We start from the raw sequence: 23290 nt of genomic DNA, 5'->3' as shown, positions 1-23290 counted from the left end.
AAGCCCGGGATCGATCCGGTGGCAGAGAAGCGGTGGCCGCTCACGACCTTGCCTCGCACGGCCATTTGGTGCTGGCCCCCTGGATCCCAGACGACATTGTCCGTAGGGGGTTCGCGTGGTGTGCGACCCCCGGAGGCAGAATCTATGGTCTGAGCTGGGCTGACCAGTCCCCAGAGGCGGCCTGTGGCTCAACTGTGATTCACGCGAAACTCATTCGTGTTGATCTTGAAGAGTTTGTCGGAGTCGCGTGCCGATTGTGTCTTGGGACTGTGACATTGCACTGGCCGGTAACTTGGTCCCACGATGTGGGATTCTCAGCTGATCCCGCGGCGCTTCAGGATGTCCTCGATGTCCGAGAAATCATCCCCAGCGGGCTGTTCGACCTGACGTGGTGCCGTCTTCCCGGTCTGTGCTGTTTTAGGCGTGGCTGTTTTGGGCGTGGCGGACCGCTCGGGTGCCGCGCTGGCGCCGCCCGGCTCCGGCTGTGCCGTACGCACCCGGGACAGGGCACGGCCGCGCAGCGTGCCGGAGACGACGAACAGCAGCGCCGACAGCCCGGCCAGGATCACTCCGGCCCAGACCGAGGGCGACAGGACCAGGCCGGTCACGAAACCCACCGCCGCCGCGCCGATGTTCCAGAGCGTCTTCAGCGCGCCGGTGAGATAGGCGGCCAGCGGCAGCAGGGACCAGGCGGTGGCCCGCAGGCCGGCGGTCACCCCCCGGCGCCGGAAGGCCAGATAGCTGAGCCCGACTCCCACCGCGGTGAGGCCTGCGCACAACGGCAGCCAGGCGATGTCGGTGAATGTCATGAGGGGCCCCCTTAGTCCACGGTGTACCCCCATCCTGGCACCCGCGACGCGATCATGCGGGGGACCGCGCTACCGGACGAGCGCCCGCAGGAAGTCGACGTCCACGTCGAGCAGCGAGGGCATGACGACCCGCCCGGGCGCCTGGGCGATCGGCAGGACGCCCGGCACGGCGACCACCCGGCAGCCCGCCGCGGTCGCCGAGGCGACGCCGTTCGGCGAGTCCTCCAGCGCGACGCACCGCTCCGGGTCCACCGACAGCAGCCCGGCCGCGGTCAGGTACGGCTCCGGGTGCGGCTTGGTGTTCATGACGTCGTCGGCCGTGACGACGATCTCGAAGTGCTCCCGGCCCACGGCCTTTAGCACCGCGTCGGCGATGATCCGCAGCGACGAGGTGACCAGCGCGGTGCGCACCCCGTGGTCGCCGAGCCCGCGCAGCAGGTCGAGCGCTCCCGGCATTGGTTCGACGCCTCTCGACAGGCGGCTCTCCATCCCGTCGATCAGCCACTCCCCCACCACCGCGGGGTCGGCGTCGGCCTGCGTCAGCTCCAGCATGTACGCGACGGTGCGGTCCCAGGAGCCGCCCACGAGCTGCTCCTGGTGCTCCGGGCCCCAGGCTCCGCCGAGGCGGGTGACCACCTCGGTCTCGACCTCGAACCACACCCCTTCGGTGTCGACGAGCAGCCCGTCCATGTCGAACAGCACGGCGTCCACGTGGCCCCTTCCCCCGGTGAGACCCCCGATCAGGGGGGGACCAATATGGTAAGGGGCGCCCGTGAACGCCGGTGCGGCCGGTCAGACGTTGAAGTACTTCGCCTCGGGGTGGTGGACGACCAGGGCCGAGGTGGCCTGCTCGGGGTGCAGCTGGAACTCCTCCGACAGCGTCACGCCGATGCGCGACGGGTCGAGCAGCTCCATGACCTGCACCTGGTCCTCCAGGTTGGGGCAGGCCGGGTAGCCGAAGGAGTAGCGGCAGCCGGCGATGTTCACCTTGAGCATGTCGGCCAGCGACTCGTCGCCGCCGATGCCCAGCTCCGACCGCACCCGCGCGTGCCAGTACTCGGCCAGCGCCTCGGTGAGCTGCACAGACAGGCCATGGAGCTCCAGGTATTCGCGGTAGGCGTCCTTCGCGAACAGCTCGGCCGTGGCCTCGCTGATCCGGTTGCCCATCGTGACGACCTGGAAGGCGACGACGTCGGTCTCGCCCGACTCGCGGGAGCGGAAGAAGTCGGCCAGGCACAGGTGCCGGTCGCGCCGCTGGCGCGGGAAGGTGAAGCGGGTCCGCTCCTTCCCGTCGTCGTCGAGGATGATCAGGCTGTCGCCCTCGCTGACGCAGCGGAAGTAGCCGTAGGCCACCGCCGCCTCCAGCAGGTTCTCCGTCTGCAGCCGCTCCAGCCACATGCGCAGCCGGGGCCTGCCCTCGGTCTCGACCAGCTCCTCGTACGACGGCCCGTCGCCGCCCCGGGCGGCCTTGAGGCCCCACTGGCCCATGAACGTCGCCCGCTCGTCCAGGAAGGCGGCGTAGTCGGCCAGCGGGACGCCCTTCACCACCCGGTCGCCGACGAACGGCGGGGTGGGCACCGGGTTGTCCGCCGCGACGTCGGAGCGGGCCGGCAGGTCCTCCTCGGCGGTCCGCGTGAGCACCGCCCCGGTCTTCACCCGCCGCGCGCGCAGCGGCGGCAGCGTCGCGCCGTCCACGCCGCGCTTGACCGCCATGAAGGCGTCCATGAGGCGCAGGCCCTCGAACGCGTCACGCGCGTAGCGGACCTCGCCCCGGTACAGGTCGGCCAGGTCCTGCTCGACGTACGCCCTGGTCAGGGCGGCGCCGCCGAGCAGCACGGGATACTTGTCCGCGATCCCCCGGGAGTTCATCTCCTCGAGGTTCTCCTTCATGACCACCGTGGACTTGACCAGGAGCCCGGACATGCCGACCACGTCGGCGCGGTGCTCCTCGGCGGCCTCGAGGATCGCCGACACCGGCTGCTTGATGCCGAGGTTCACCACGTCGTAGCCGTTGTTGGACAGGATGATGTCCACGAGGTTCTTGCCGATGTCGTGGACGTCGCCCTTGACCGTGGCCAGCACGATGCGGCCCTTGCTACTGCCCTCGACCTTCTCCATGTGCGGTTCGAGGTAGGCGACGGCCGTCTTCATCACCTCTGCCGACTGCAGCACGAAGGGCAGCTGCATCTCGCCGGAGCCGAAAAGGTCGCCGACGACCTTCATGCCGTCGAGCAGCACGTCGTTGATGATCTCCAGGGCCGGCCGCTGGGCCAGGGCCTCGTCGAGGTCGGCCTCCAGGCCCTTGCGCTCGCCGTCGATGATGCGCCGCTTGAGCCGCTCCCACAGCGGCAGCCCGGCCAGCTCGGCCGCCTTGCCGGCCTTCATGGACGCCGCGTCCACGCCCTCGAACAGCTCCATGAACCGCTGCAGCGGGTCGTAGCCCTCGCGCCTGCGGTCGTACACCAGGTCGAGCGCGACCTGCCGCTGCTCGTCCGGGATCCGGTTCATCGGCAGGATCTTGGAGGCGTGCACGATCGCGGAGTCGAGCCCCGCGTTGACGCACTCGTTGAGGAAGACGCTGTTCAGCACCATGCGGGCGGCCGGGTTGAGGCCGAACGACACGTTGGAGACGCCCAGCGTGGTCTGCACACCCGGGTAGCGGCGCTTGAGCTCGCGGATCGCCTCGATCGTCTCCAGGCCGTCGCGCCGGGTCTCCTCCTGGCCGGTGGCGATGGGGAACGTCAGGCAGTCGACGATGATGTCCTCGACCCGCATGCCCCAGGTGTTCACCAGGTCCTCGACGAGACGGGTGGCGATCCGCACCTTCCCCTCGGCGGTGCGGGCCTGGCCCTCCTCGTCGATGGTCAGCGCGACCACGGCCGCGCCGTGCTCCTTCACCAGGCGCATGATCTTCTGGTAGCGCGAGTCCGGGCCGTCGCCGTCCTCGTAGTTCACCGAGTTGACCACGGCCCGGCCGCCGAGCATCTCCAGCCCGGCCTCCAGTACGGGCGGCTCGGTGGAGTCGATCACGATCGGCAGCGTCGAGGCGGTGGCGAACCGGAAGGCCAGCTCCTTCATGTCGGTCACGCCGTCGCGGCCGACGTAGTCGACGCACAGGTCGAGCATGTGCGCGCCGTCGCGGGCCTGCGCCCGGGCGATCTCCACGCACTCCTCGTAGTCGCCGGCCAGCATCGCCTCGCGGAACGCCTTGGAGCCGTTGGCGTTGGTCCGCTCGCCGATGGCGAGGTAGGAGGTGTCCTGCCGGAACGGCACGTGCTGGTAGAGCGACGCCGCGCCCGCCTCCGGGCGGGGCCGCCGCTCGCCGCGGGCGCGGCCGCCCACCCGCTCGACCACCTGGCGCAGGTGCTCGGGGGTGGTGCCGCAGCAGCCGCCCACCAGCGCGAGCCCGTAGTCGCGGGTGAACGCCTCGTGCGCGTCCGCCAGCTCCTCCGGGCTCAGCGGGTAGTACGCGCCGTCGGCCGTGAGCTGCGGCAGACCGGCGTTCGGCATGCAGGAGATGGGGATGCGCGAGTGCCGGGCCAGATAGCGCAGGTGCTCGCTCATCTCGGTGGGACCGGTGGCGCAGTTGAGACCGATCAGGTCGACGCCGAGCGGCTCGATCGCGGTCAGCGCGGCGCCGATCTCGGAGCCGAGCAGCATCGCGCCGTTGGTCTCGATGGTGACCTGCGCGATGATCGGCACGTCCCGCCCGGAGGCCTCGACCGCCCGCTTCGCGCCGACGACCGCCGCCCGCACCTGCAGCAGGTCCTGGCAGGTCTCGATGATCAGGGCGTCCGCCCCGCCCGCGACCAGGCCGGCGGCGTTGTCCCGGTAGGCGTCGCGCAGCGTCTCGTACGGCAGGTGGCCGAGCGTGGGAAGCTTCGTGCCGGGGCCCATCGAGCCGAGGACGAAGCGGGGCCTGTCCGGCGTCGACCAGTGGTCGGCCCGTTCCCTGGCCAGCCGCGCGCCGGCCTCGGACAGCTCGAAGATGCGGTCCTCGATGCCGTACTCGCCCAGGGCCGCCCGGTTGGCGTTGAAGGTGTTGGTCTCGACGCAGTCGACGCCCACCTCCAGGTACGCGTCGTGCACCGCCCGCACGATGTCGGGCCGGCTCACGTTGAGCACGTCGTTGCAGCCCTCGTGGCCCTGGAAGTCGTCAAGGGTGGGGTCGTAGGACTGCAGCATCGTCCCCATCGCTCCGTCGGCGATCAGAACTCGCTCGGACAGCACTTCTCGGAACGACGGTCTGCTGGTCATGGGGCAAGCCTATCGGCCCCGCCGGACGGAACACGGATCGTGCGCACGAAACGGGAATACCGGCCGGGTAAGGGGCGTCCGATTCCCTGTCGCCGGAACGGCGCCGCAGGTCAGGGGAGCGCGACGGGCCGGTGCCCGGCGGAGGTGACGTACGGGGCCCCTCACCGAATAGTCTTGGACTGAGCCATACTGCACAAGGCCAGTGAGGAGGCGGCGCGTGATCGAGTTCGAAGGGCTCCCCGAGCTCGTCGACCCGGTGCTGATCGCCGCGTTCGAGGGATGGAACGACGCCGGCGAGGCGTCCAGCGGCGTGCTCGCACACCTCGAGTCCGAGTGGAAGGCCACCCCGCTGGTCGAGCTTGACCCGGAGGACTACTACGACTTCCAGGTGACCCGGCCGGTGGTCGAGCTCGGCGACGGCCTGACCCGCTCGATCGTCTGGCCGACGACCCGGCTGCTGCTGGCCCGCCCGCAGGGCGCCAAGCGCGACGTGGTGCTGCTGCGCGGCATCGAGCCCAACATGCGGTGGCGGTCGTTCTGCGCCGAGATCGTCGGGCTCTGCCACGACCTCGGCATCGAGCTGGCCATCCTGCTCGGCGCGCTGCTCAACGACTCGCCGCACACCCGGCCCGTGCCGATCACCGGCTCGGTCAGCGACCCCGGCATGGCTCGCGCGCTCAACCTGGAGCTGACCAAGTACGAGGGCCCGACGGGCATCGTGGGCGTGCTGCAGCACACCCTGGGCACCGCCGGGCTGCGTACGGTGTCCCTGTGGGCGTCGGTGCCGCACTACGTCGCCCAGCCGCCCAACCCGAAGGCCACCCTGGCGTTGCTGCGCCGCATCGAGGACATGCTCGACATCCCGATGCCGTACGGCGACCTGGCCGAGGAGGCCCGGGCCTGGGAGCACGGCGTGGACGAGCTGGCGGCCCAGGACAGCGAGGTCGCCGAGTACGTGCGTGAGCTGGAGGAGCGCAAGGACGCCGCCGAGCTGCCCGAGGCCAGCGGCGACGCCATCGCGGCGGAGTTCGAGCGCTACCTGCGCCGCCGCGACCGCGGCACCGACCGCTGACCCGGCGAGACGGCGTCCGGGCCGGAGCCGGCCCGGCCGGGCAGCGTCCTGCTCACCGCCCCGGCCAGAACGGGTCCCGGCCGATGAAACCCAGCAGTCTGGTCTGGACGTCGGCGCCGCCGGGCACCTCGACCCGGGCGCCGAACTGGCCCGAGGAGCGGATCACCCGCTCCATCGGCTCCATCTCGGCGAGGAGCCGAGCGCATAACCCCTCGTCCAGCCGGTCGTCCTGGCCGGTGGCCCTGGCCAGATCCCAGGTGTGCATGAACACGTCGGCGGTGTAGAACCGGTCGATCGCCGTCTCCAGCGGCAGCCTGCCGACATGCGGGTCGGCGAGCTCCCGGTGCGCCGTCTCCGGATCGTCGAGCACCGCCTGCACACCGTCGCAGTGAACCTGCCACGCGGCGACCGGGTCCTCGTCCGCGGACGGCGCGCGAGAGCGGATCGGCACCGGCAGTTCGACGCCGGCGCCGGAGGCGAGAAATCCGGGGAGCCATTCGGTCAGGTGACGCACGACGTCGCGGGCGGTCCAGCCGGCCACCGGGGCCGGCGCGTCCCAGCGCCGGGTGCCGCGGACCCGGTCGGTGAACAGCCCGGCGACCTGACGGTGCCGCTCGGCCGGGCGGTCAGACAGCGCCATCGGCGAGCATCCGGTCGAGCTTCGCGTAACCCTCGTCGACACCGGTCTCCATACCGCTGCGCAGCCACGCGTCGCGGCTGTCGAAGCTGTCGACCAGCGACTGCGTCCGCAGCCGCGTCCGGCCGTCGCCCAGGTCCTCGAACCACAGCGTCTCCAGCGCGACCGCGTCGGGATCGCCCTCGAACGTGAAGGTCTGCACGATACGGTCCGGCCGAACATCGTGGAAGCAGCCGTGGAACCCGTATTCCGTGCCGTCGTGCACCGAGACGTACCGCCAGCTGCCGCCGGTACGAGCGTCCCAGTGCTCGATCCGGCTGACCGTGGCGTCGGGACCCACCCACCGGACGAACAGCGCGGGATCCGTGTGGGCGCGCAGCAGCTGCTCCGGCGTCGCCGCGAAGTCACGGCTCATCCGGATGACCGGCAGCCTCGGGTCGGCCTCGACGGCCGTCTCGGTGTTCCTCTTCATGCTCGTCTCTCCCCATCTCCGCCAGGACGGCGTCGAGGCGGCGGTAGCGCTGCTCGACGCGGTCCCGGTGCCGCTCGATCCAGGTGTCCATCAGGTCGAGGGCCCCGATCTCCAGGCGTACCGGCCGGGGCTGCGGCCCTCGCGGCCGGCTGACGAGCCCGGCCTCCTCGAGCACCCGCAGGTGCTTGTAGACGGCCTGCAGCGTCATCCGGTACGGCTCGGCCAGCTGGCTCACGGTCGCGTCGCCCTCCGAGAGCCGGGCGACCATGTCGCGCCGGGTCGGATCCGCGAGGGCCGCGAAGACCCGGGACAGCGCGTCCGTGGCCAACACCCCCAGTTTCAACCCAATGGTTTAAAGGACCGTACGCCGCGCCTCCTCCCTTCGTCAACCCCGCGGTTGAAAGCGCTGCTCATGCCGTACGCCGGGTCAGGCCGGCCACCAGCTGAGGTAGCGCTCACCGGTGTCGGGGAAGATCGTCACGATGGTCTGCCCGGACAGGTCCCGGCGGCGCGCGAGGTCCGCGCAGCCGTACGCCGCCGCGCCCGAGGAGACCCCGACCAGCAGCCCGGTGGTGGCCGCGATGAGGCGGGTCATGCGGGCCGCCTCGTCGTCCGGCACGGTGATCACGTCGTCGATGAGGGTGACGTCGGTGACGGGACTGATGAAGCCGCCGTTGAGGCCGGGGATGCGGTGCGGCCCCGGGGCGCCTCCGGACAGCAGGGGGGAGCCCTCCGGCTCCACCGCGACGACGCGCAGCCGGGGGGTGCGCTCGCGCAGGTAGCGGGCCGTTCCGGTGAGCGTGCCGCCGGTCCCGACCCCGCACACCAGCACGTCGACCTCGCCGCCGGTGGCGGCCCAGATCTCCGGTCCCGTGGTCGTGTAGTGGGCCATGACGTTGGCGGGGTTCTCGTGCTGCCGGGCGTACCAGGACCCTGGGACGGCGGCGTGCAGTTCGGTCGCCCGGTCGACGCAGCCCTGGAAGCCGAGGACGTGGTCGGTGAACTCGACCCGGGCGCCCAGCATGCGCAGGGTCAGCGTGCGTTCCTTCGACGCGTTGTCCGGCATCACCACGATGCACGGGTGTCCCCGGCTCACCGCGAGCGCCGCCAGGGCGATGCCGGTGTTGCCCGAGGTGGACTCGATCACGGTCGCGCCGGGGGTCAGCGCCCCGGACGCCTCGGCCTCCTCGATCATGCGCAGCGCCACCCGGTCCTTGACGCTCGACAGCGGGTTGGCCGCCTCCAGTTTGGCGAGCACGGTGGCGTCCGGGGGCAGGCCGTCGAGGGCGAGACGGAGCAGGGGGGTGTTGCCGATGAGGTCGTCGATCCTGGTCGCTATGTCGCCGCGGATGAGGGGGATCATGGGTACTCCTTGCACGGGGCCGGCTCCCCGGCGCCGCGGGGCCCGCGGGAGCCGGCCGTGGGGTCGTGATTGAGGCGGTCATCCGGCGTGGCGCGGTTCCTTCGCGGCCACCAGCAGGTATTCGTGCGAACGGTTGGTCACCATCGGGTCGTCGTCGCTGACCGGCCGGTCGTAGCAGTGGATCCGCTCGTCCCCGAGGGTCAGATGCCGGCCGAGCACCCGGGCGACGTCCCAGGCCAGCGGCACGAACCTGCCGCCCAGCCGGCGGTTCTGCACGGCCAGCACCGCACGCGCGCCCGGCCGCATGACCCTCGTCACCGCGGCGAAGGCGTCGTCGAGCGCGTCCAGGTACTCCTCATAGTCCCGCAGCGCGTAGAACTGGCCCTCCACGCCGGAGTCGGTGTCCAGATTCGTCCCGAAGTAGGGCAAATCCGCCAGGACGAAGTCCACCGACTCCTCCGGCAGGGGCGGGGTGCGGGCGTCGGCGCACAGCATCGTCTGGCCGGGATACGCCTCCAGCCGCCTTCGGGCCTGCTCCGCGCGGTCGGGCGAGACCTCGAAGCCGATGCCCTTCCGGGACTCGACCGCGCACGCCACCAGCGTGGTCCCCCAGCCGGCGAAGGGGTCGAGCACCACGTCGCCCGGCTCGGTCATCTCGACGATCAACGGCCGCAACTGGCTCACCCAGCCGCACTGGCCCGCGGCCTCCGGCAGCGCGTACGCGGGGTCCTCTCCCTGCAGCACGTGCCAGCTCGATCTGCCCATCACTCCACACCAGCCTTCTGTGTCGCCGTCGCCGCGCGACGGTCTTCCGGTTGTGTCTCTTCCGGGTCCTCGGATATCCCCGGGTGGACGGCCCGGGCGGGAAGCCGGGACTCCAGGCGGAGCACGGTGAGGGCCGAGCAGGCGACGCCTCCCGCGAGCAGCAGCCACATGGAGGCCGGCGACACGCCCAGCAGCGCGGTCAGCACGGCCGGAGCCAGCGTGATCGGGATCGCCCAGGAGAACTGGTAGACCGCCATGTATCTGCCGTGGGTCTCCTCCGGGGCCGCGCTGGACACGAGCGCGGACAGCGGCGCGCCGTGCAGCATCTCCCCCAGGGTGAACAGCGCCGTCGCGGCGAAGACCCCGGCCAGGGCGACCGGCCGCGCGGGCACCCCGGCCAGCAGGGCGAACGCCGCGAACGACACCCCGAACGTGGCGGCGCCGGCCGCGACCGTGCGGGTGCGCCGATATCGGATCAGCCGCCGCGTCACCGGGATCTGCAGCAGCGCGATGCCGACGGTGTTGACGGCGTATAGCACGCCGACCAGCGACGTGGGGACGCCCAGTTCCTGGGTGACGTAGACGGGCAGCGCCACCGACAACACCATGTAGCCGAAGGCGGTCGGCACGTTCTGCAGGGTCAGCGCGAGGAACGTCCGGTCGCGCAGGACGAGCCGGTATCCCCCGCCCCGCCGCGCCGTCGCCGCCCGCCCTGCCGTACGGGCCCGTCCGCCGGGGACCGGGATCGTGCGGAGGATCAGCGCCGCGCCGGCGAACGCGGCCGCGCTGACGAGGACGATCACCCGGTAGGCGGCGTCGCTGCCCAGGCCGAGCGCGGCGCCCGCGATCAGGCCGCCGGCGCCGAGGCCGGCGTTGCGCAGGCTGCGCTGGGCGGCGAGGAGCCTGTCGCGATCGGCGCCCCGCGCGATCGCGGCGACGAACGACTGGATCGACGGCGGGTAGGAGCCGTCGCCGAGCGCCACCAGCGCCACCGCGAGGAACATCGTCAGCGGCGAGTCCACCAGCGGGTAGGCGGCGAACCCCACGGCGCGCACCAGGTAACCGCCCACCACGACGGCCCGCGCGCCGAAGCGGTCGACGAGCACGCCCGCGACGGGGTTGCCGACCAGGCTGAACAGCGCCGCCGCGGTCATGATCACGCCGACCCGCTCGATCGGCAGCCCGGTGACGTGGTGGAAGAACAGCAGGGACAGGGGCAGGTACATGCCGCTGCCGGTGGCGTCGACCACCATCCCGGCCATGTACCGCGTCCGCGTCGACGGGCGGGTCATGACGGCACCGCCCCGATCCGCACCTGCTCCTCCAGCCGCGCGCCGAGCGAGCGCAGCCTGCGCTCGCACTCCGCTCGGGTGGGGGCCGAGGCGATCGCCACGGTCAGGAAGTCGGCCGAGCCCGAGGCGGGCGGCACCACCTGGCCCGCCTCGGCGTACAGCCAGAAGTGCTCCACCCAGGGCTCCCGCGGCGCTTGGGGCAGCGCGTGGATCAGTCCCGGCCGCTTCATCATGAGCACCTGCCCCGCCATCCGCGCCGGCTCCGGCCGCCGCCCGGGACGTACGACCCGCTCCACGTCGGGCAGCGGCAGGCCGAGCTGGGCGCGGATGGAGCATTCGGCGAGGTTGACCCCGAACAGGGTGTGGAAGACCTCGCGGATCTTCCCGCCGCCGGAGCGGCAGGCGATTTCGCACAGCACCAGCCGGTCGTCGGGCGTGTGGAAGATCTCCGCGTGGAAGGCGTGGTCGCGCAGCCGGCCGCCGGGCCGCCGCAGCGCCGCGAGCGTCCGCCCGGTCAGCTCCAGCAGGCGGCCGGTGAGCGGGTCGCCGGGGTCGAGCGCCAGGTCGACCCGGGAGCCGGGGTCGGTGCCGAACGACGCGAGCTCGTACTGGTATTGGGACGGCCAGGCCAGCACGACCTCACCGTCGACCACCAGCCCGTCGACGTGGCACATGCGGCCGGGCACGTACGCCTCCAGCAGCAGGTCGTCCCGCTGCTCGGCCCCCCGCAGGTTGCCCTGCTCGTCCCGCCGCTCGTCCCGCTGCGAGCCGTACGTCTCGGCGAGGAAGGCCGTCAGCGCGTCCCGGTCGCGCAGGATGCGCAGGCCGACGGAGTTGAAGCCAGCCCTGTTCTTGACCACGAGGGGGAATCCGTGGAGGTCGGCGAAGGCCAGCACGTCCGCCACGCTCCCCGGCACGGTGTGCGGCGCGACCTCGACGCCGGCCCGCGCGGCGTGCTCCTTCATCAGGGCCTTGTCGCGGAACGGCAGCACGTCGGCGGCCCGGGGGCCGGGCAGCCCGAGCTCCTCGCGCAGGGCGGCCACGCGCAGCACGTCGGCCTCGTGCTCCCCGATCAGGTGCGTGGCGCCGTACTCGGCGGCGAGGCGGGCGACCCGCCCGGCCACCTGGTCGTCGTGGTCGAAGAGCTCCAGGCGGGTGTAGCCGAGGTCGCCCTCCGGCACCCGCTCGCCGAACGGCTCGAACCTGTCGCGGGCGGCGAGGATCACCACGGGGCCCTCGTAGTCGCGCAGCCAGCGGTCGTACGGGAACGGCTCCAGCGGGTTGCGGTGCACGATGACGACACTCATGCCAGAGCCTCCGCGAACGCCGGAGCCGGGGCCTCGGCCACCTGCGCGAGCCAGGTCCGCCCGTTCTCGCCCGCCACCCGGATCCGGATGGCGTCCGCGGCGACCTCCGCGCCGCGGCGGATCGCCGCGGCCGTGTCGGGGCCGGTCACCGCCACCAGGCCGAGCCGGTCCCAGTTGTCGCGCAACGCGTGCACGGTGTCGCCCGGCTTGGCGGTGACGCGCACGTCCAGCACGCCGTCCCGCGCCGCGGCGTCGGCGACGCCCTCCACCGACTCGACCCGCCCCGGCTCGCTCACCAGGGAGCGCACGCTGGCCCCCATGTGCGCCTGCGGCCGGTCGGGCAGCTCGGGGACCAGCCCGAACGGCCAGCCCAGCGCGTACTCGACCAGGTCGATGCCGTACGCGCCGCGCACGAGCTCCGGGATCATGTCGCCGGCGACGCGGTTGTGGCTCTCGATGATCACTGGACCGCGCGGGCCGAGCCGCAGCTCCGTGTGCGTGACGCCGTCCCTGAGGCCGATCAGGTCCAGGAAACGGGACACGCTCGCGCGGATCCGCTCCCCCACCGGCTCGTCCAGCCGGGCGGGCACGGCGTGGCCGAGCTCCGCGAACCGGTCGGCGTGCACGAACTTCTCGGTGATCGCCACCACGACGTGCCGGCCCGCGAAGCTGAACGCCTCGACGCTGAACTCCGGCCCTTCGGCGTACTCCTCCATGAGGAAGTCCCGCAGGAGGTACATGGTCGAGACGCGGTCGGTCCGGGTGCCGCGCAGCCCTTCCACCGTGGCCCACACCCGCTCGGCGTCATCCGGCCCCCCGATCCGGAAGACGCCGATGCTCGCGGTCGCGTCGGTCGGCTTGACGATGAACGGGTAGCCGTGGGCGGCGGCGAAGGAGCCCAGGTCCTCGCGCCGCAGGAGCGGCGCGGCGGCCAGCGCGGACGGGTCGAGCTCGGCGCCCGGCACCGACGCGAGGTGGCGGCGCATGGCGAGTTTGTCGCGGAACCTCCTGGTGACCTCGTAGCCGGTGCCGCCCAGGCCGAACAGGTCGTTGATCCGCCCCGCGTTCTCCAGTCCGGGCTCGGTGATGGACAGCGCGACGCGGAACCCTGGCTCCTGCCACAGCTGCCGGGCGACGGGCTCGACGGCCGCCCAGTCGGTGTAGTCCAGGACGCGCAGGACGTCGGCGAGCTCCTCCTGCTCGGGGCTGACCTTGGTCGGATGCTGGAGCAGCAGGACGGTCAGGCCCAGCTCCTTGGCTTTGCGCACGGTTTCGTCGGTGGCGCCGACTATCAGGACCGTGCTGTCCGGATTCATCGATCCACTCCTTTCGTCGGGGGGCCTGGACAGGGGGGCGCGGGCCGTACGGGACGACCCGCCGCGGTGACGCGGTGACAGCGGTGACAGGGGTGACGCCGGTGACATGGGAGCGAGGGCACGCGCACCGGCGGGCACGTCGTGGAGGACGAGCGCCCGCGCACCGATGACGGCGTCGTCGCCCACGCGCACCGGGCCGAGGACGGTCGCGCCGACGCCCAGCACCACGCGGGCTCCGATCGCCGGGTGCCGGCGTTCCCCGTCCGCGCGCCGGTTGTCGCGCCACCAGCCGACCGCCCCCAGCGTCACCTGGTGGTAGACGGTCACGTCGTCACCCACGACCGCGGTCTCCCCGATCACCACGGCCGCGCCGTGGTCGACGAAGACCCTGCGCCCGAGCACCGCGCCCGGGTGGATCTCCACCCCGGTGACGGCGCGCGCCAGGAGCATCAGCAGCCGGGCCGGCAGCCGTCGTCCGCGCCGGTGCAGCCGGTGGGCGACCCGGTGCAGCCACAGCGCCGGTAGCACCGGGTGCAGCAACGCCTCCTTCCGGTCGCGGACGGACGGGTCTCGCTCGACGATCGTCCGCAGGTCCTCGGCCAGGAGGCGCAGCAGTCTCTCCGGCCGGTCACGGTCGGACGGCGGCGGAGGACTCCTGAAATCGGCATGCGGCATCTTCGCCTCCTCGCATTTCTCGGCGAATGAACCATCTGGCTGAAAACCCGGATTCACGAATGGCGGACCCGCCACATGGCCCGGACTTCTCCGCGACCATTCCCGGGACACTGAATTACGGACCCTTTTTCCTCGGTTATCGGTAAGCCTGAGGGAACCGGAACATGCAGGTCAACCCCTACGACTACGACCTACAACCCGGCCTCGGCGAGGTCACGACCCGGATCCGCCGGCGATGTGCGGCGCATTCGAAACGGTAACGAGGATCCCTGACACGAAAGCCGCAAGGGCAGGCCCATTTCCTCGGGCCGGTGCACGACTACCGACCCGTCGCCGCGTCGGCGATCAGGCCGAGTCGCGAACCGTCGGCAACGAGAACACCACGTTCCGTGAACGATCACCAGTTGTGCATGGCACAATTCCTGGTCGTGCGTAGAATCAGGTTCACGCAGTCAGCGCGGAAGCATCGCATCGGGACAGCGCGGGCACTGGCCGTCATCCGCCGGTAGTGCCACCGCCAGGGCCTGGTCTGGACGAGCAGTGGCACTGGGTCGGCGTGGACGATCGCGGGCTGGAGCTCGAGGTGATCGCCGTGCTGACCGAGAAATACCTACTGGTGATCCACGTGATGCCGACCGCGCTCAGGAGGAACGAGCCATGACCGAGTACACCGGGCCCTGGCCGCCGGAGGACGTCGAGCTCACCGCGGATGACGAGGCGGACGTCGACCTGGGCGCGGAGGAGCTCTACGACAGGCGGGGGAACCGGATCGACGAGGCCTATGTCGAGGCCGCGGTGGAGCACGTCCGGCGGACGGTGGGCCGTCCCTCTCTCACGGCACCGGGCAGGCGATCGCCGCAGGTGACGTTCCGCCTGAGTCCGGAGGAGAAGGCGGCCGCCAGGGCACTGGCCGAACGGGAGGGCAAGACCGTGTCTCAACTGGCCAGGGAGGCCTTCGCCCAGTACCTCCGCGACCACGCCGCCTGACCGGCTCTCGCCCTCGGCGCAGCCGGCGTACGGAAGGCTCGGCCGGAGCCCGCTCAGCGACGCGTGCCGGCGGCGTGCGACGCGGGGGCGGGCGGAACGGCAGTGCCGGGCCGGGCGAGGGCCTCGTCGAAGCGGGTCCAGACGAGGGCGGCCAGGTCGTCGTCCACGCCGAGGGGTGCGCTGACCAGGTCCGCGCCGCTCGTCAGCAGCCGGTCGTGGAAGAAGCCGGGCGCGAGCAGGTAGGAGGCGACGGCGACGCGCGGAGCGAGGCCGGCCCTGGCGCGCTCCAGCGCCTCGGCGACCGTGGGCGTCCCGGCCGAGGCGAACGCGGCGGCGACGGGACGCGAGAGCCGTACGGACAGCAGCCGGGCGGCGGCGCGGACGTCGTCCAGCGCGGCGGGGTCGGACGAGCCGGCCGCGCCCAGGATCACGGTGTCACAGGGCCGCAGGCCCCCAGTGTCACAGGGCCGCAGGCCCGCCGCGGCCAGGCGCCGTGCCAGCACCGAGGTCAGCAGCCGGTGCGGCCCGAGCTGCCCGGCGACGACCGCGTCGGGCCGGGTGCGGGCGACGACGGCAGGCAGGTCGATGTGCGCGTGGTACCCCCCGGCGAGCAGCATGGGGACCACCACGACCGGTCCCGGCACCCGCGACAGCACGTCGGCCAGCAGCGGCGCGCTGATCTCCAGGAACCCGAGTTCGACCCGTGCGGCGGGCCTGGCCCGGCGCACCCGGGCCGCCAGGGAGTCCATGACCGACTCCCAGTGGCCGCTGCGGGCGCCGTGCGCCGCCATCACCAGGGTCGGGGTCACCGCTCGTCCCGGCCGCAGGCGAGGCGGTAGCCGCGCTTGACGACGGTCTCGACGATGCCCGCGGGGCCGAGCGCCCGGCGCAGGCGGGTGATGGCCATCTCGACCGCGTGCTCGGCCGAGTCGCGTGAGGGGCCGCCGGGCAGCACGACCCGCAGGTCGGCCCGGTTCACGACGTGCCCGGGGCGCTCGGCGAGCCGCTTGAGCACGGCCATCGGGGCGGGCGGCAGCGGCTTGAGCTCACCGTCGACCACCACCGCGTGGCCGCGGATCTCCAGGTCGTGTCCGCCCGCGACGAGCCGCGTGACGCCGCTTTCCGGCAGGTGGCGGGCGAGAGTCCGGGCGAGCGCGCCGAGGCGGGCCCGGTCGGGCTGGACGGCCCGCACGCCCCGCTGGGTCAGCGGCCCGGCCGTGACCGGGCCGACGCAGGCGGCCACCACGCGGGCGTCGAACGCCGCCAGCAGGGCCTCCTCCAACCCGTCGGCGCGGGCGGCGCCCAGCATCGCGAGCACCGCGGGAGCGCTGGTGAAGGCCACCGCGTCCACCGAGCCGGTGATCACCTGGCTGATCAGGCGGCGCAGCGGCGAGGTGTCGCGGTAGGGCAGCCACCGGTAGACCGGCACCTCGATCACCTCGGCGCCCGCCGCCCGCAGCGACGCGACGAAGCCGTCCAGCGGCTCGCCGTGCAGCTGCACCGCGATGCGGCGGCCGTGCAGGTCCTGGGCGAGCAGGTACTCCTTGACCTCCTCGCACGACTCGGTGGCCGGGGTCCAGAAGTCCACCAGGCCGGCGGCCCGCACTGCCCCCCGCGCCTTTGGGCCGCGTGCGAGCAGCCGCGCGTTCCCGAGGTGGGCGTTGAGGTCGGCGGACAGGCCCCAGCCCTCGGCCGCCGCCATCCACCCCCGGAAGCCGACGCCCGTGGTGATGACCACGTCGTCGACGGGCGCCTCCAGGCACGCCCGGGTCGCGGCGAGCAGCCCGGCGTCCTCCGCGAGCGGCACGATGCGGATCGCGGGCGCCCGCACGACCCGGGCGCCCCGCCGCTCGAGGAGCGCGGCCAGCTCCTCGCTGCGGCGGGTCGCCGTCACCCCGATCGTGAACCCGGCCAGGGCGTCGGGCGCGGTCTCAAGGGTCATCGGGACCTCCTCCAGCAGCGCGGTCATACCACGCTCACCTCCACGGTTCCGTCCGTCACTCGGATGGGATAGGTCGGTACGGCGACGCCGGGGTCGTCCACGCACGCGCCGGTGACCAGCGAGAACACCTGCTTGTGCATCGGCGAGGCCACGGTCGGCTCGCCGTTCCTGGTGCCGACGATGCCCCGGGACATCACCTGCGCCCCGCTGAACGGGTCGAGGTTGCCCAGGGCGTACAGGGCGCCGTCGAAGGCGCGGAAGACGGCCACCTGCCGGTCGCCGACGAGCACCGCCGCGCCCCGCTCGGGCAGCAGGTCGGTGTAGGTGCAGACCGGGGTCCAGTGGCCGGCAAGGGCCGGGGTCACGTCGAGGACGGTCATCAGCGGGTCACCTCCAGGGGAATCAGCACCGGCTTGATCTGGTCGCGCTCGGTCTCGAAGGAGATCGAGGGGTCGGGAACGCCGGGGGCGTTCACGAAGCTGACGAAGCGGCGCAGCTTGTCGGGGTCCTCGATGGTGGCGCGCCATTCGTCGACGTACGTGGACACGTGCCGCTCCATCTGCGCGTCGAGTTCCGCGCAGATGCCGAGCGAGTCCTCCATGACCACCTCACGGAGGTAGTCGAGCCCGCCGTCCAGGTTCTCCAGCCAGGCGGCGGTCCGCTGCAGCCGGTCGGCGGTGCGGATGTAGAACATCAGGAACCGGTCGATGGTCCTGACCAGGTCGTCGGTGGACAGGTCCGACGCGAGCAGGTCGGCGTGGCGGGGCTTGAAGCCGCCGTTGCCGCCCACGTACAGGTTCCAGCCCTGCTCGGTGGCGATGATGCCGAAGTCCTTCGACCGGGCCTCGGCGCATTCGCGGGCGCAGCCGGAGACGGCCGACTTCAGCTTGTGCGGCGAGCGCAGCCCCCGGTAGCGCAGCTCCAGGGCGATGGCCAGGCCGACCGAGTCCTGCACGCCGTACCGGCACCAGGTGGACCCGACGCAGGACTTCACCGTCCGCAGGGCCTTGCCGTACGCGTGCCCGGACTCGAAGCCGGCGTCGACGAGCCGGCGCCAGATGGCGGGCAGCTGCTCGACCCGGGCCCCGAGCAGGTCGATGCGCTGCGCGCCGGTGATCTTGGTGTAGAGCCCGAAGTCGCGGGCCACCTCGCCGATCACGATGAGCTTGTCGGGAGTGATCTCGCCGCCCGGGATGCGCGGGACGACCGAGTAGGTGCCGTTCTTCTGGATGTTGGCCAGGAACTGGTCGTTGGTGTCCTGAAGCGCGGCCTGCTCGCCGTCGAGGATGTGGCCGCGGCCGAGGGAGGCGAGGATCGAGGCGACCACCGGCTTGCAGATGTCGCAGCCGCGGCCGGTGCCGTGCTCGGCGATGAGCTGGGAGAACGTGGTGATGCCGCGGACGTTGACGATGTCGAACAGCTCGGCCCTGCTGTGCGGGAAGTGCTCGCACAGCGCCTTGCCGACGTCGACGCCCGACTTCACCAGGATCTGCTTGAGCATCGGCACGCAACTGCCGCAGGTGGTGCCGGCCCGGGTGCAGTCCTTGATCCCCTGTACGTCGGTCAGGCCCTTGTCGGCGATGGCCGCGCAGATCCTCCCCTTCGTCACGTTGTTGCAGGAGCAGACCTGCGCATCGTCGGGCAGGTCGACCGACGCCTTGCCCGCACCGGCGAACAGCAGGTCGCTCGGCGCGCCGGGCAGCGGCTTGCCGACGAACGGTCGCAGCGCGTTGTACGGCCCGGCGTCGCCGACGCAGATGCCGCCGAGCAGGGTCTTGGCGTCGTCGCTGATGAACAGCCGCTTGTAGACGCCGCCCACGGGGTCCATGTAGGTGACGTCGAGCGCGCCCGACATGGCCCCGAACTGGGCGACCTCCACGCCGAGCAGCTTGAGCTTGGTGGACATGTCGGCGCCGGTGAAGGCGGCCGACCCGCTCATGATGCGCTCGGCGGCCACCTCCGCCTGGGTGTTGCAGGGCCCGACGAGGCCGTAGACCACGCCGCCGGCCAGGGCGCACTCGCCGATGGCGTAGACGTGCTCGTCGGAGGTGCGCATGCCCGCGTCGACCACGACGCCGCCGCGCTCGCCGACCTCCAGGCCGCAGGCGCGGGCGAGCTCGTCGCGCGGCCGGATGCCGGCGGAGAAGACGACGACCTGCGTGTCGATCGCCTCGCCGCCGGGCTTCACCAGCGACGCGACCCGGCCGTCCGGGCCCGCCTCGATCGAGCGCACGCCCGCGCCCGTGTGGATCGTGAGCCCGAGCCCTTCGATGTGGCCGCGCAGCACCGAGCCGCCGCCCTCGTCCACCTGGCGGGGCATCAGCCAGCCGCTCATCTCGACGATGTGCGTGTCGAGCCCGAGCCCGCGCAGCGCGTCGGCCGCCTCCAGCCCGAGCAGCCCGCCGCCGATGACCACGCCCGCGCGGGCGTCCCGCGACGCCTCCCTGATGGCGTCCAGGTCGTCGATCGTCCGGTACACGAAGCAGCCCGGCAGATCCCCGCCCGGCACGGGCGGCACGAACGGCGCCGACCCGGTGGCCAGCACCAGCACGTCGTACGGCTCGCTGTCGCCGGCGTCGGTGGTGACGACGCGGTTCGCGCGGTCGATCGCGGTGACGCGGACGCCGGTCCTGACCGTGACGCCGTCCGGCACCGGATAGGTGAGGTCCTCGACGCTCCTGCCGCTGAGGTAGGAGGTGAGCGCCACCCGGTCGTACGCCGGACGGGGCTCCTCCCCGAACACGGTGACCGTCCCGTCGAAGCCGCGGTCGGCCAGCGTCTCGATCAGGCGGTGTGCCGCCGGGCCGTGTCCCACTACGACGAGTCTCATGCGCTTACGCCCTCCTGCTCACACAGCCAGCCGACGATGCCCTCCACCGCGTCGCGGCAGCCGCCGCACCCGGTGGTGGCCCGCGTCGCGGCGGCCACGGCCTCCACGTCCCGCGCGCCGGACTCCCAGCACGCCCTGATCTGGCCTTTCGTCACGTTGTTGCACTGGCAGACCCGGGCCGAGTCCGGCATCCGGGTGGGGCTGTCGGCCACGGCCGCGCCGCCGAGGCCGAGGTCGGGGAACAGCAGCCCGGTACGGTCGCCGGGCAGGGGCCCGCCCCGGTCGAACAGCTGGGTCAGCGTGCCCACGGCGGAGGTCTCGCCCAGCAGGATCGCGCCGACCAGCCGTCCGTCGCGGATGACGAGCTTGCGGTAGGTGCCCTTGTGCCGGTGGGAGAAGCGGACGATCTCCGCCTCGTCCTCGGTCAGCTGGGTCTCCCCCATGGCCGCGAGCTCCACGCTCTTGGCCTTCAGCCGGGTGACCAGCCGCGAGCCGCGGTAGCGCGCGCCCTTGTCGGCGCCGGTGACGAGGTCGGCCACGACCGACGCCTGCTCCCAGCCGGGGGCGACCAGTCCGTAGACGCGACCCGCGTGCTGGGCGCACTCCCCGATCGCGAAGATCGACGGGTCGTCGGTGCGCAGCTCGTCGTCCACGACCACGCCGCGCCCGACCTCCAGCCCGGCGTCGCGGGCGAGCCCGACGACCGGCCGTACGCCGCAGGCGAGCACGACCAGGTCGGCGTCGATCGACTCGCCGCCGGAGAGCTCCCCGCCGGCCAGCTCCACGTGCCGCTCGTGGATCGCGCTCACCGTGACGCCCGTGCGGATGGCGACACCGAGCGCGCCGAGCGTCTCGCGGAGGATGAGCCCGGCCTCCTCGTCGAGCTGGCGCTCCATCAGGTGGCCGGCCAGGTGCAGCAGCGTCACCGGGACGCCCCGCCCCGCCAGGCCGCGCGCCGCCTCGATGCCGAGCAGCCCGCCACCGACCACGACCGCGCCGCGCGCGCTCGCGGCGGCCTCCCTGATCCGCTCGCAGTCGTCCAGCGTGCGGAACGCCGTCGCCCGCTCCACGCCGGGGATCGGCGGGACGAACGCCTCGCTGCCCGTGGCGAGCACGAGCACGTCGTACGGCTCACGTGTCCCGTCGGCGGCGACCACCGTCTGGCAGTCCCGGTCGATCGCGGTGACCGCGACGCCGAGACGGGCGGTCACGTCGTGCTCGGCGTACCAGCGGGGGTCGAGCAGCCGGACCTGGTCCGGGCTCGACGTGCCGGCCACCACGTTCGACAGCAGCACCCGGTTGTACGGCTGCCAGGCCTCGGCGCCGAACACCGTGATCCTCACGTCCTTGTCCCGGGCGCGGACCTCGTTGACCAGGCGCGAGCCCGCCATCCCGTTCCCCACCACGACGAGTCTCATGCGACACGCTCCCCGTCTTCGCAGCGTTCGAGGGCGGCGGCGCAGACCTTGAACTCCGGCATCCGCGACGTGGGGTCGAGCGCCGGGTTGGTGAGCAGGTTGACGCCCTCCCAGTGGAACGGCATGAACAGCGTGTCCGGCCGGATCGAGGCGTTCACCCGGGCGACGCCCTCGGCGGCGCCGCGGCGGCTGCGCACCCGGACACGGTCGCCGGGGGCGACGCCCAGCCGCTCGGCGAGGTCCGGGTGCAGCTCCACGAACACCTCGGGCGACGCCTGCGTGAGCGGGCGGATCCGGCGCGTCTGCGCCCCCGACTGGTAGTGGGCGAGCACCCGCCCGGACGTCAGGTAGAGCGGGAACTCCTCGTCCACGTCCTCGGCGGGCGGGCGGTGGTCCACCGGCACCATGCGTGCCCGGCCGTCCGGGGTGGCGAAGCGGTCCAGGAAGGGCCGCGGGGTTCCCGGGTGGGGCTCCCCCCGCGTCTCGGGACACGGCCAGAACACGCCGGTCTCGGCCGCGATCCGCTCGTAGGTGATGCCGGAGTAGTCGGCGACGCCGCCGGCGGAGGCCCGGCGCAGCTCGTCGAAGACCGTGCGGGGGTCGGCGGGGAACTTCTCGCCGCAGCCGAGCCGCTCGGCGAGGCCCCGCAGGATCTCCAGGTCGGTGCGCGCGCCCGGCGGGGGCGCGGCGGCCTGGCGGCGCAGCAGGACCCGGCCCTCCAGGTTGGTCATCGTGCCCGACTCCTCGGCCCACTGGGTCGTGGGCAGCACGACGTCGGCCATGGCCGCGGTCTCCGACAGCACGAAGTCGGAGACCACGAGCAGGTCCAGCGCCTCCAGCCGCCGCGTGACGTGCCCGGCACGCGGCGCCGAGACGACGGGGTTGGAGCCGAACAGCAGCAGCGCCTTCGGTCCCTCCGGGGTGCCGAGCGCGTCCAGCAGCTCGTACGCCGACCGGCCCGGGCCGGGCAGGTCGGCGGGGTCGATCCCCCAGACGGCCGCGACGTGCGCCCGCGCCGCCGGGTCGTCGATCTTGCGGTAGCCGGGGAGCTGGTCGGCCTTCTGGCCGTGCTCCCTGCCGCCCTGGCCGTTGCCCTGGCCGGTCACGCAGCCGTAGCCGGAGCCCGCACGGCCCGGCAGCCCGAGGGTGAGCGCCAGGTTGACGAACGCGGTGACCGTGTCGGTGCCCTTGGCGTGCTGCTCGGCGCCCCGCCCGGTCAGCACCATCGCGCGCTCCGCCTCGCCGAGGATCCGTACGGCCTCGCGCATCCGGGCGACCGGGACGCCGGTGACGCGCTCCACCCGCTCGGGCCACCAGGCCGACACGGAGGTGCGCACCGCCTCGAAGCCGGTCGTGCGGGCGGCCAGGTAGTCCAGGTCGGCGTACCCGTCGGCGATCGCGATGTGCAGCAGGCCGAGCGCCAGCGCGAGGTCGGTGCCCGGGGTGACCTGCAGGTGCAGGTCGGCCATCTTGGCGGTCGGGGTGAGGCGCGGGTCGACGACGACGAGTCTGCCGCCCCCGGACCGCATCGCGGTCAGGTGCCGCACGAAGGGGGGCATGGTCTCGGCGACGTTGCCCCCGGCGAACAGGACGGCGTCCGCGCGGGCGACGTCGGTGATGGGAAACGGCAGCCCCCGGTCCATGCCGAAGGCCCGGTTGACCGCGGCCGCCGCCGACGACATGCAGAACCTGCCGTTGTAGTCGATCTGGCTGGTCCGCAGCGCCACCCTGGCGAACTTGCCGAGCTGGTAGGCCTTCTCGTTGGTCAGCCCGCCGCCGCCGAACACCGCCACGGCGTCCGGCCCGTGTCCGGCCCTGACGGCCTCGATCCGGGCGGCGACGTAGTCGAGGGCCTCGTCCCAGCTCACCGGGCTGCCGTGCAGCAGCGGAGTGGTGAGCCGCTCGGGCGAGGTCAGCAGTTCGGCTGCCGTCCAGCCCTTCTGGCACAGGCCGCCGGCGTTGGCCGGGATGTCCTCCCGTGGGGTGATCTCCCCTTCTCTGACGTACATGCCGCACTGCAACGCGCAGTAGGGGCAGTGCGTGGCCGAGCCCACGGTCGGGTCCGCGGCGGCCTGTGACATCACAGGTCCGGGAGCGTGTAGTGAGATCGGCATGGATCCGATGGTGCTTACAGGCGGTTTCACCGCT

Annotated in this window: 20 protein-coding genes; 3 read left to right on the top strand and 17 right to left on the bottom strand. The window is 72.6% G+C overall.

Translation table 11 applies throughout. From position 1 onward, the window contains the following. Window positions 1–314 precede the first annotated feature (314 nt). From HHX41_RS08585 to metH, 3 genes are all read right to left on the bottom strand, one after another. Entirely contained in the window at window positions 315–809 is a 495-nt protein-coding gene (locus tag HHX41_RS08585; protein WP_169982257.1) for a cellulose synthase, read from the bottom strand. 69 nt (window positions 810–878) lie between these two features. Continuing rightward, the gene (locus HHX41_RS08580; protein ID WP_182905487.1) at window positions 879–1520 is read right to left on the bottom strand and encodes an HAD family phosphatase; all 642 of its coding nucleotides are present in this window, start codon (window positions 1518–1520) and stop codon (window positions 879–881) included. A gap of 81 nt (window positions 1521–1601) precedes the next feature. Continuing rightward, window positions 1602–5066 (bottom strand): methionine synthase, encoded by a 3465-nt coding sequence (gene metH / locus HHX41_RS08575; protein WP_169982255.1) that lies wholly within the window; start codon window positions 5064–5066, stop codon window positions 1602–1604. Window positions 5067–5283: 217 nt separating this feature from the next. Between metH and HHX41_RS08570 the strand changes: the two genes are divergently transcribed. Further along, window positions 5284–6138, top strand: a complete 855-nt coding sequence (locus tag HHX41_RS08570) for a PAC2 family protein (protein ID WP_169982254.1) — start codon at window positions 5284–5286, stop codon at window positions 6136–6138. 52 nt (window positions 6139–6190) lie between these two features. On the opposite strand, the gene HHX41_RS08565 is transcribed toward HHX41_RS08570, so the two are convergent. The 8 genes from HHX41_RS08565 to epsC all read right to left on the bottom strand — a co-directional run bounded on the left by HHX41_RS08565 (window position 6191) and on the right by epsC (window position 13965). After that, the gene (locus HHX41_RS08565; RefSeq protein ID WP_182905486.1) at window positions 6191–6778 is read right to left on the bottom strand and encodes a TIGR03086 family metal-binding protein; all 588 of its coding nucleotides are present in this window, start codon (window positions 6776–6778) and stop codon (window positions 6191–6193) included. After that, a complete protein-coding gene (locus HHX41_RS08560; RefSeq protein WP_169982252.1) occupies window positions 6765–7247 on the bottom strand; it encodes an SRPBCC family protein in 483 nt (160 codons plus the stop codon). Before HHX41_RS08560 ends, HHX41_RS08565 begins: the two co-directional genes overlap by 14 nt. After that, complete coding sequence (locus HHX41_RS08555; protein ID WP_182905485.1) at window positions 7180–7575, bottom strand: helix-turn-helix transcriptional regulator; 396 nt, start codon at window positions 7573–7575, stop codon at window positions 7180–7182. The genes HHX41_RS08560 and HHX41_RS08555 overlap by 68 nt, the downstream gene beginning before the upstream one ends. Before the next feature lie 99 nt (window positions 7576–7674). Beyond that, window positions 7675–8610 (bottom strand): PLP-dependent cysteine synthase family protein, encoded by a 936-nt coding sequence (locus HHX41_RS08550; RefSeq protein WP_182905484.1) that lies wholly within the window; start codon window positions 8608–8610, stop codon window positions 7675–7677. A gap of 78 nt (window positions 8611–8688) precedes the next feature. Continuing rightward, window positions 8689–9375 carry a TRM11 family methyltransferase gene (locus tag HHX41_RS08545; protein WP_169982250.1) on the bottom strand — a complete coding sequence of 229 codons (687 nt, stop codon included), beginning with the start codon at window positions 9373–9375 and terminating at the stop codon, window positions 8689–8691. After that, a complete protein-coding gene (locus HHX41_RS08540; protein ID WP_182905483.1) occupies window positions 9375–10667 on the bottom strand; it encodes an MFS transporter in 1293 nt (430 codons plus the stop codon). The genes HHX41_RS08545 and HHX41_RS08540 overlap by 1 nt, the downstream gene beginning before the upstream one ends. Further along, entirely contained in the window at window positions 10664–11974 is a 1311-nt protein-coding gene (locus tag HHX41_RS08535) for a hypothetical protein (RefSeq protein WP_182905482.1), read from the bottom strand. Before HHX41_RS08535 ends, HHX41_RS08540 begins: the two co-directional genes overlap by 4 nt. Beyond that, window positions 11971–13965: a serine O-acetyltransferase EpsC gene (gene epsC, locus HHX41_RS08530; protein ID WP_220503867.1), complete on the bottom strand. Its 1995-nt coding sequence runs from the start codon at window positions 13963–13965 to the stop codon at window positions 11971–11973. Before epsC ends, HHX41_RS08535 begins: the two co-directional genes overlap by 4 nt. 508 nt (window positions 13966–14473) lie before the next feature. On the opposite strand from epsC, the gene HHX41_RS08520 reads away from it, so the two are divergent. Beyond that, the gene (locus HHX41_RS08520) at window positions 14474–14626 is read left to right on the top strand and encodes a hypothetical protein (protein WP_182905481.1); all 153 of its coding nucleotides are present in this window, start codon (window positions 14474–14476) and stop codon (window positions 14624–14626) included. Then, window positions 14623–14952 carry a plasmid mobilization protein gene (locus tag HHX41_RS08515; protein WP_182905480.1) on the top strand — a complete coding sequence of 110 codons (330 nt, stop codon included), beginning with the start codon at window positions 14623–14625 and terminating at the stop codon, window positions 14950–14952. Before HHX41_RS08520 ends, HHX41_RS08515 begins: the two co-directional genes overlap by 4 nt. A 53-nt stretch (window positions 14953–15005) precedes the next feature. Here the strand turns inward: HHX41_RS08515 and HHX41_RS08510 are convergent, their stop codons facing one another. The 6 genes from HHX41_RS08510 to HHX41_RS08485 are packed head-to-tail and all read right to left on the bottom strand — an operon-like array spanning window position 15006 to window position 23223. Further along, window positions 15006–15761: a CbiX/SirB N-terminal domain-containing protein gene (locus HHX41_RS08510; protein ID WP_310741844.1), complete on the bottom strand. Its 756-nt coding sequence runs from the start codon at window positions 15759–15761 to the stop codon at window positions 15006–15008. After that, window positions 15758–16921, bottom strand: coding sequence for a uroporphyrinogen-III synthase (locus tag HHX41_RS08505; protein WP_169982247.1), 1164 nt, complete (start codon window positions 16919–16921; stop codon window positions 15758–15760). Before HHX41_RS08505 ends, HHX41_RS08510 begins: the two co-directional genes overlap by 4 nt. Then, window positions 16918–17274 carry a nitrite reductase small subunit NirD gene (nirD, locus tag HHX41_RS08500; protein WP_169982246.1) on the bottom strand — a complete coding sequence of 119 codons (357 nt, stop codon included), beginning with the start codon at window positions 17272–17274 and terminating at the stop codon, window positions 16918–16920. Before nirD ends, HHX41_RS08505 begins: the two co-directional genes overlap by 4 nt. Next, the gene (gene nirB / locus HHX41_RS08495) at window positions 17274–19724 is read right to left on the bottom strand and encodes a nitrite reductase large subunit NirB (protein ID WP_182905479.1); all 2451 of its coding nucleotides are present in this window, start codon (window positions 19722–19724) and stop codon (window positions 17274–17276) included. Before nirB ends, nirD begins: the two co-directional genes overlap by 1 nt. Next, window positions 19721–21142: an FAD-dependent oxidoreductase gene (locus HHX41_RS08490; RefSeq protein WP_182905478.1), complete on the bottom strand. Its 1422-nt coding sequence runs from the start codon at window positions 21140–21142 to the stop codon at window positions 19721–19723. Before HHX41_RS08490 ends, nirB begins: the two co-directional genes overlap by 4 nt. Continuing rightward, window positions 21139–23223: a molybdopterin oxidoreductase family protein gene (locus HHX41_RS08485; protein WP_259400821.1), complete on the bottom strand. Its 2085-nt coding sequence runs from the start codon at window positions 23221–23223 to the stop codon at window positions 21139–21141. The genes HHX41_RS08490 and HHX41_RS08485 overlap by 4 nt, the downstream gene beginning before the upstream one ends. Window positions 23224–23290: the final 67 nt, after the last annotated feature.

This window comes from Microbispora sp. H13382 (genome assembly GCF_014161445.1).
Lineage (GTDB): Bacteria > Actinomycetota > Actinomycetes > Streptosporangiales > Streptosporangiaceae > Microbispora.
Note: the sequence above shows the minus strand (reverse complement) of the source record. Positions and strands in the feature narration are given on the sequence as shown.

What these genes read in the sequence shown, in the direction of transcription:
- HHX41_RS08585 (WP_169982257.1), bottom strand. Translation starts at nt 809, where the DNA reads ATGACATTCACCGACATCGCCTGGCTGCCGTTGTGCGCAGGCCTCACC.
- metH (WP_169982255.1), bottom strand. Translation starts at nt 5,066, where the DNA reads ATGACCAGCAGACCGTCGTTCCGAGAAGTGCTGTCCGAGCGAGTTCTG.
- HHX41_RS08565 (WP_182905486.1), bottom strand. Translation starts at nt 6,778, where the DNA reads ATGGCGCTGTCTGACCGCCCGGCCGAGCGGCACCGTCAGGTCGCCGGG.
- HHX41_RS08560 (WP_169982252.1), bottom strand. Translation starts at nt 7,247, where the DNA reads ATGAAGAGGAACACCGAGACGGCCGTCGAGGCCGACCCGAGGCTGCCG.
- HHX41_RS08550 (WP_182905484.1), bottom strand. Translation starts at nt 8,610, where the DNA reads ATGATCCCCCTCATCCGCGGCGACATAGCGACCAGGATCGACGACCTC.
- HHX41_RS08545 (WP_169982250.1), bottom strand. Translation starts at nt 9,375, where the DNA reads ATGGGCAGATCGAGCTGGCACGTGCTGCAGGGAGAGGACCCCGCGTAC.
- HHX41_RS08540 (WP_182905483.1), bottom strand. Translation starts at nt 10,667, where the DNA reads ATGACCCGCCCGTCGACGCGGACGCGGTACATGGCCGGGATGGTGGTC.
- HHX41_RS08535 (WP_182905482.1), bottom strand. Translation starts at nt 11,974, where the DNA reads ATGAGTGTCGTCATCGTGCACCGCAACCCGCTGGAGCCGTTCCCGTAC.
- epsC (WP_220503867.1), bottom strand. Translation starts at nt 13,965, where the DNA reads ATGCCGCATGCCGATTTCAGGAGTCCTCCGCCGCCGTCCGACCGTGAC.
- HHX41_RS08515 (WP_182905480.1), top strand. Translation starts at nt 14,623, where the DNA reads ATGACCGAGTACACCGGGCCCTGGCCGCCGGAGGACGTCGAGCTCACC.
- HHX41_RS08505 (WP_169982247.1), bottom strand. Translation starts at nt 16,921, where the DNA reads ATGACCGCGCTGCTGGAGGAGGTCCCGATGACCCTTGAGACCGCGCCC.
- nirD (WP_169982246.1), bottom strand. Translation starts at nt 17,274, where the DNA reads ATGACCGTCCTCGACGTGACCCCGGCCCTTGCCGGCCACTGGACCCCG.
- nirB (WP_182905479.1), bottom strand. Translation starts at nt 19,724, where the DNA reads ATGAGACTCGTCGTAGTGGGACACGGCCCGGCGGCACACCGCCTGATC.
- HHX41_RS08490 (WP_182905478.1), bottom strand. Translation starts at nt 21,142, where the DNA reads ATGAGACTCGTCGTGGTGGGGAACGGGATGGCGGGCTCGCGCCTGGTC.
- HHX41_RS08485 (WP_259400821.1), bottom strand. Translation starts at nt 23,223, where the DNA reads ATGTCACAGGCCGCCGCGGACCCGACCGTGGGCTCGGCCACGCACTGC.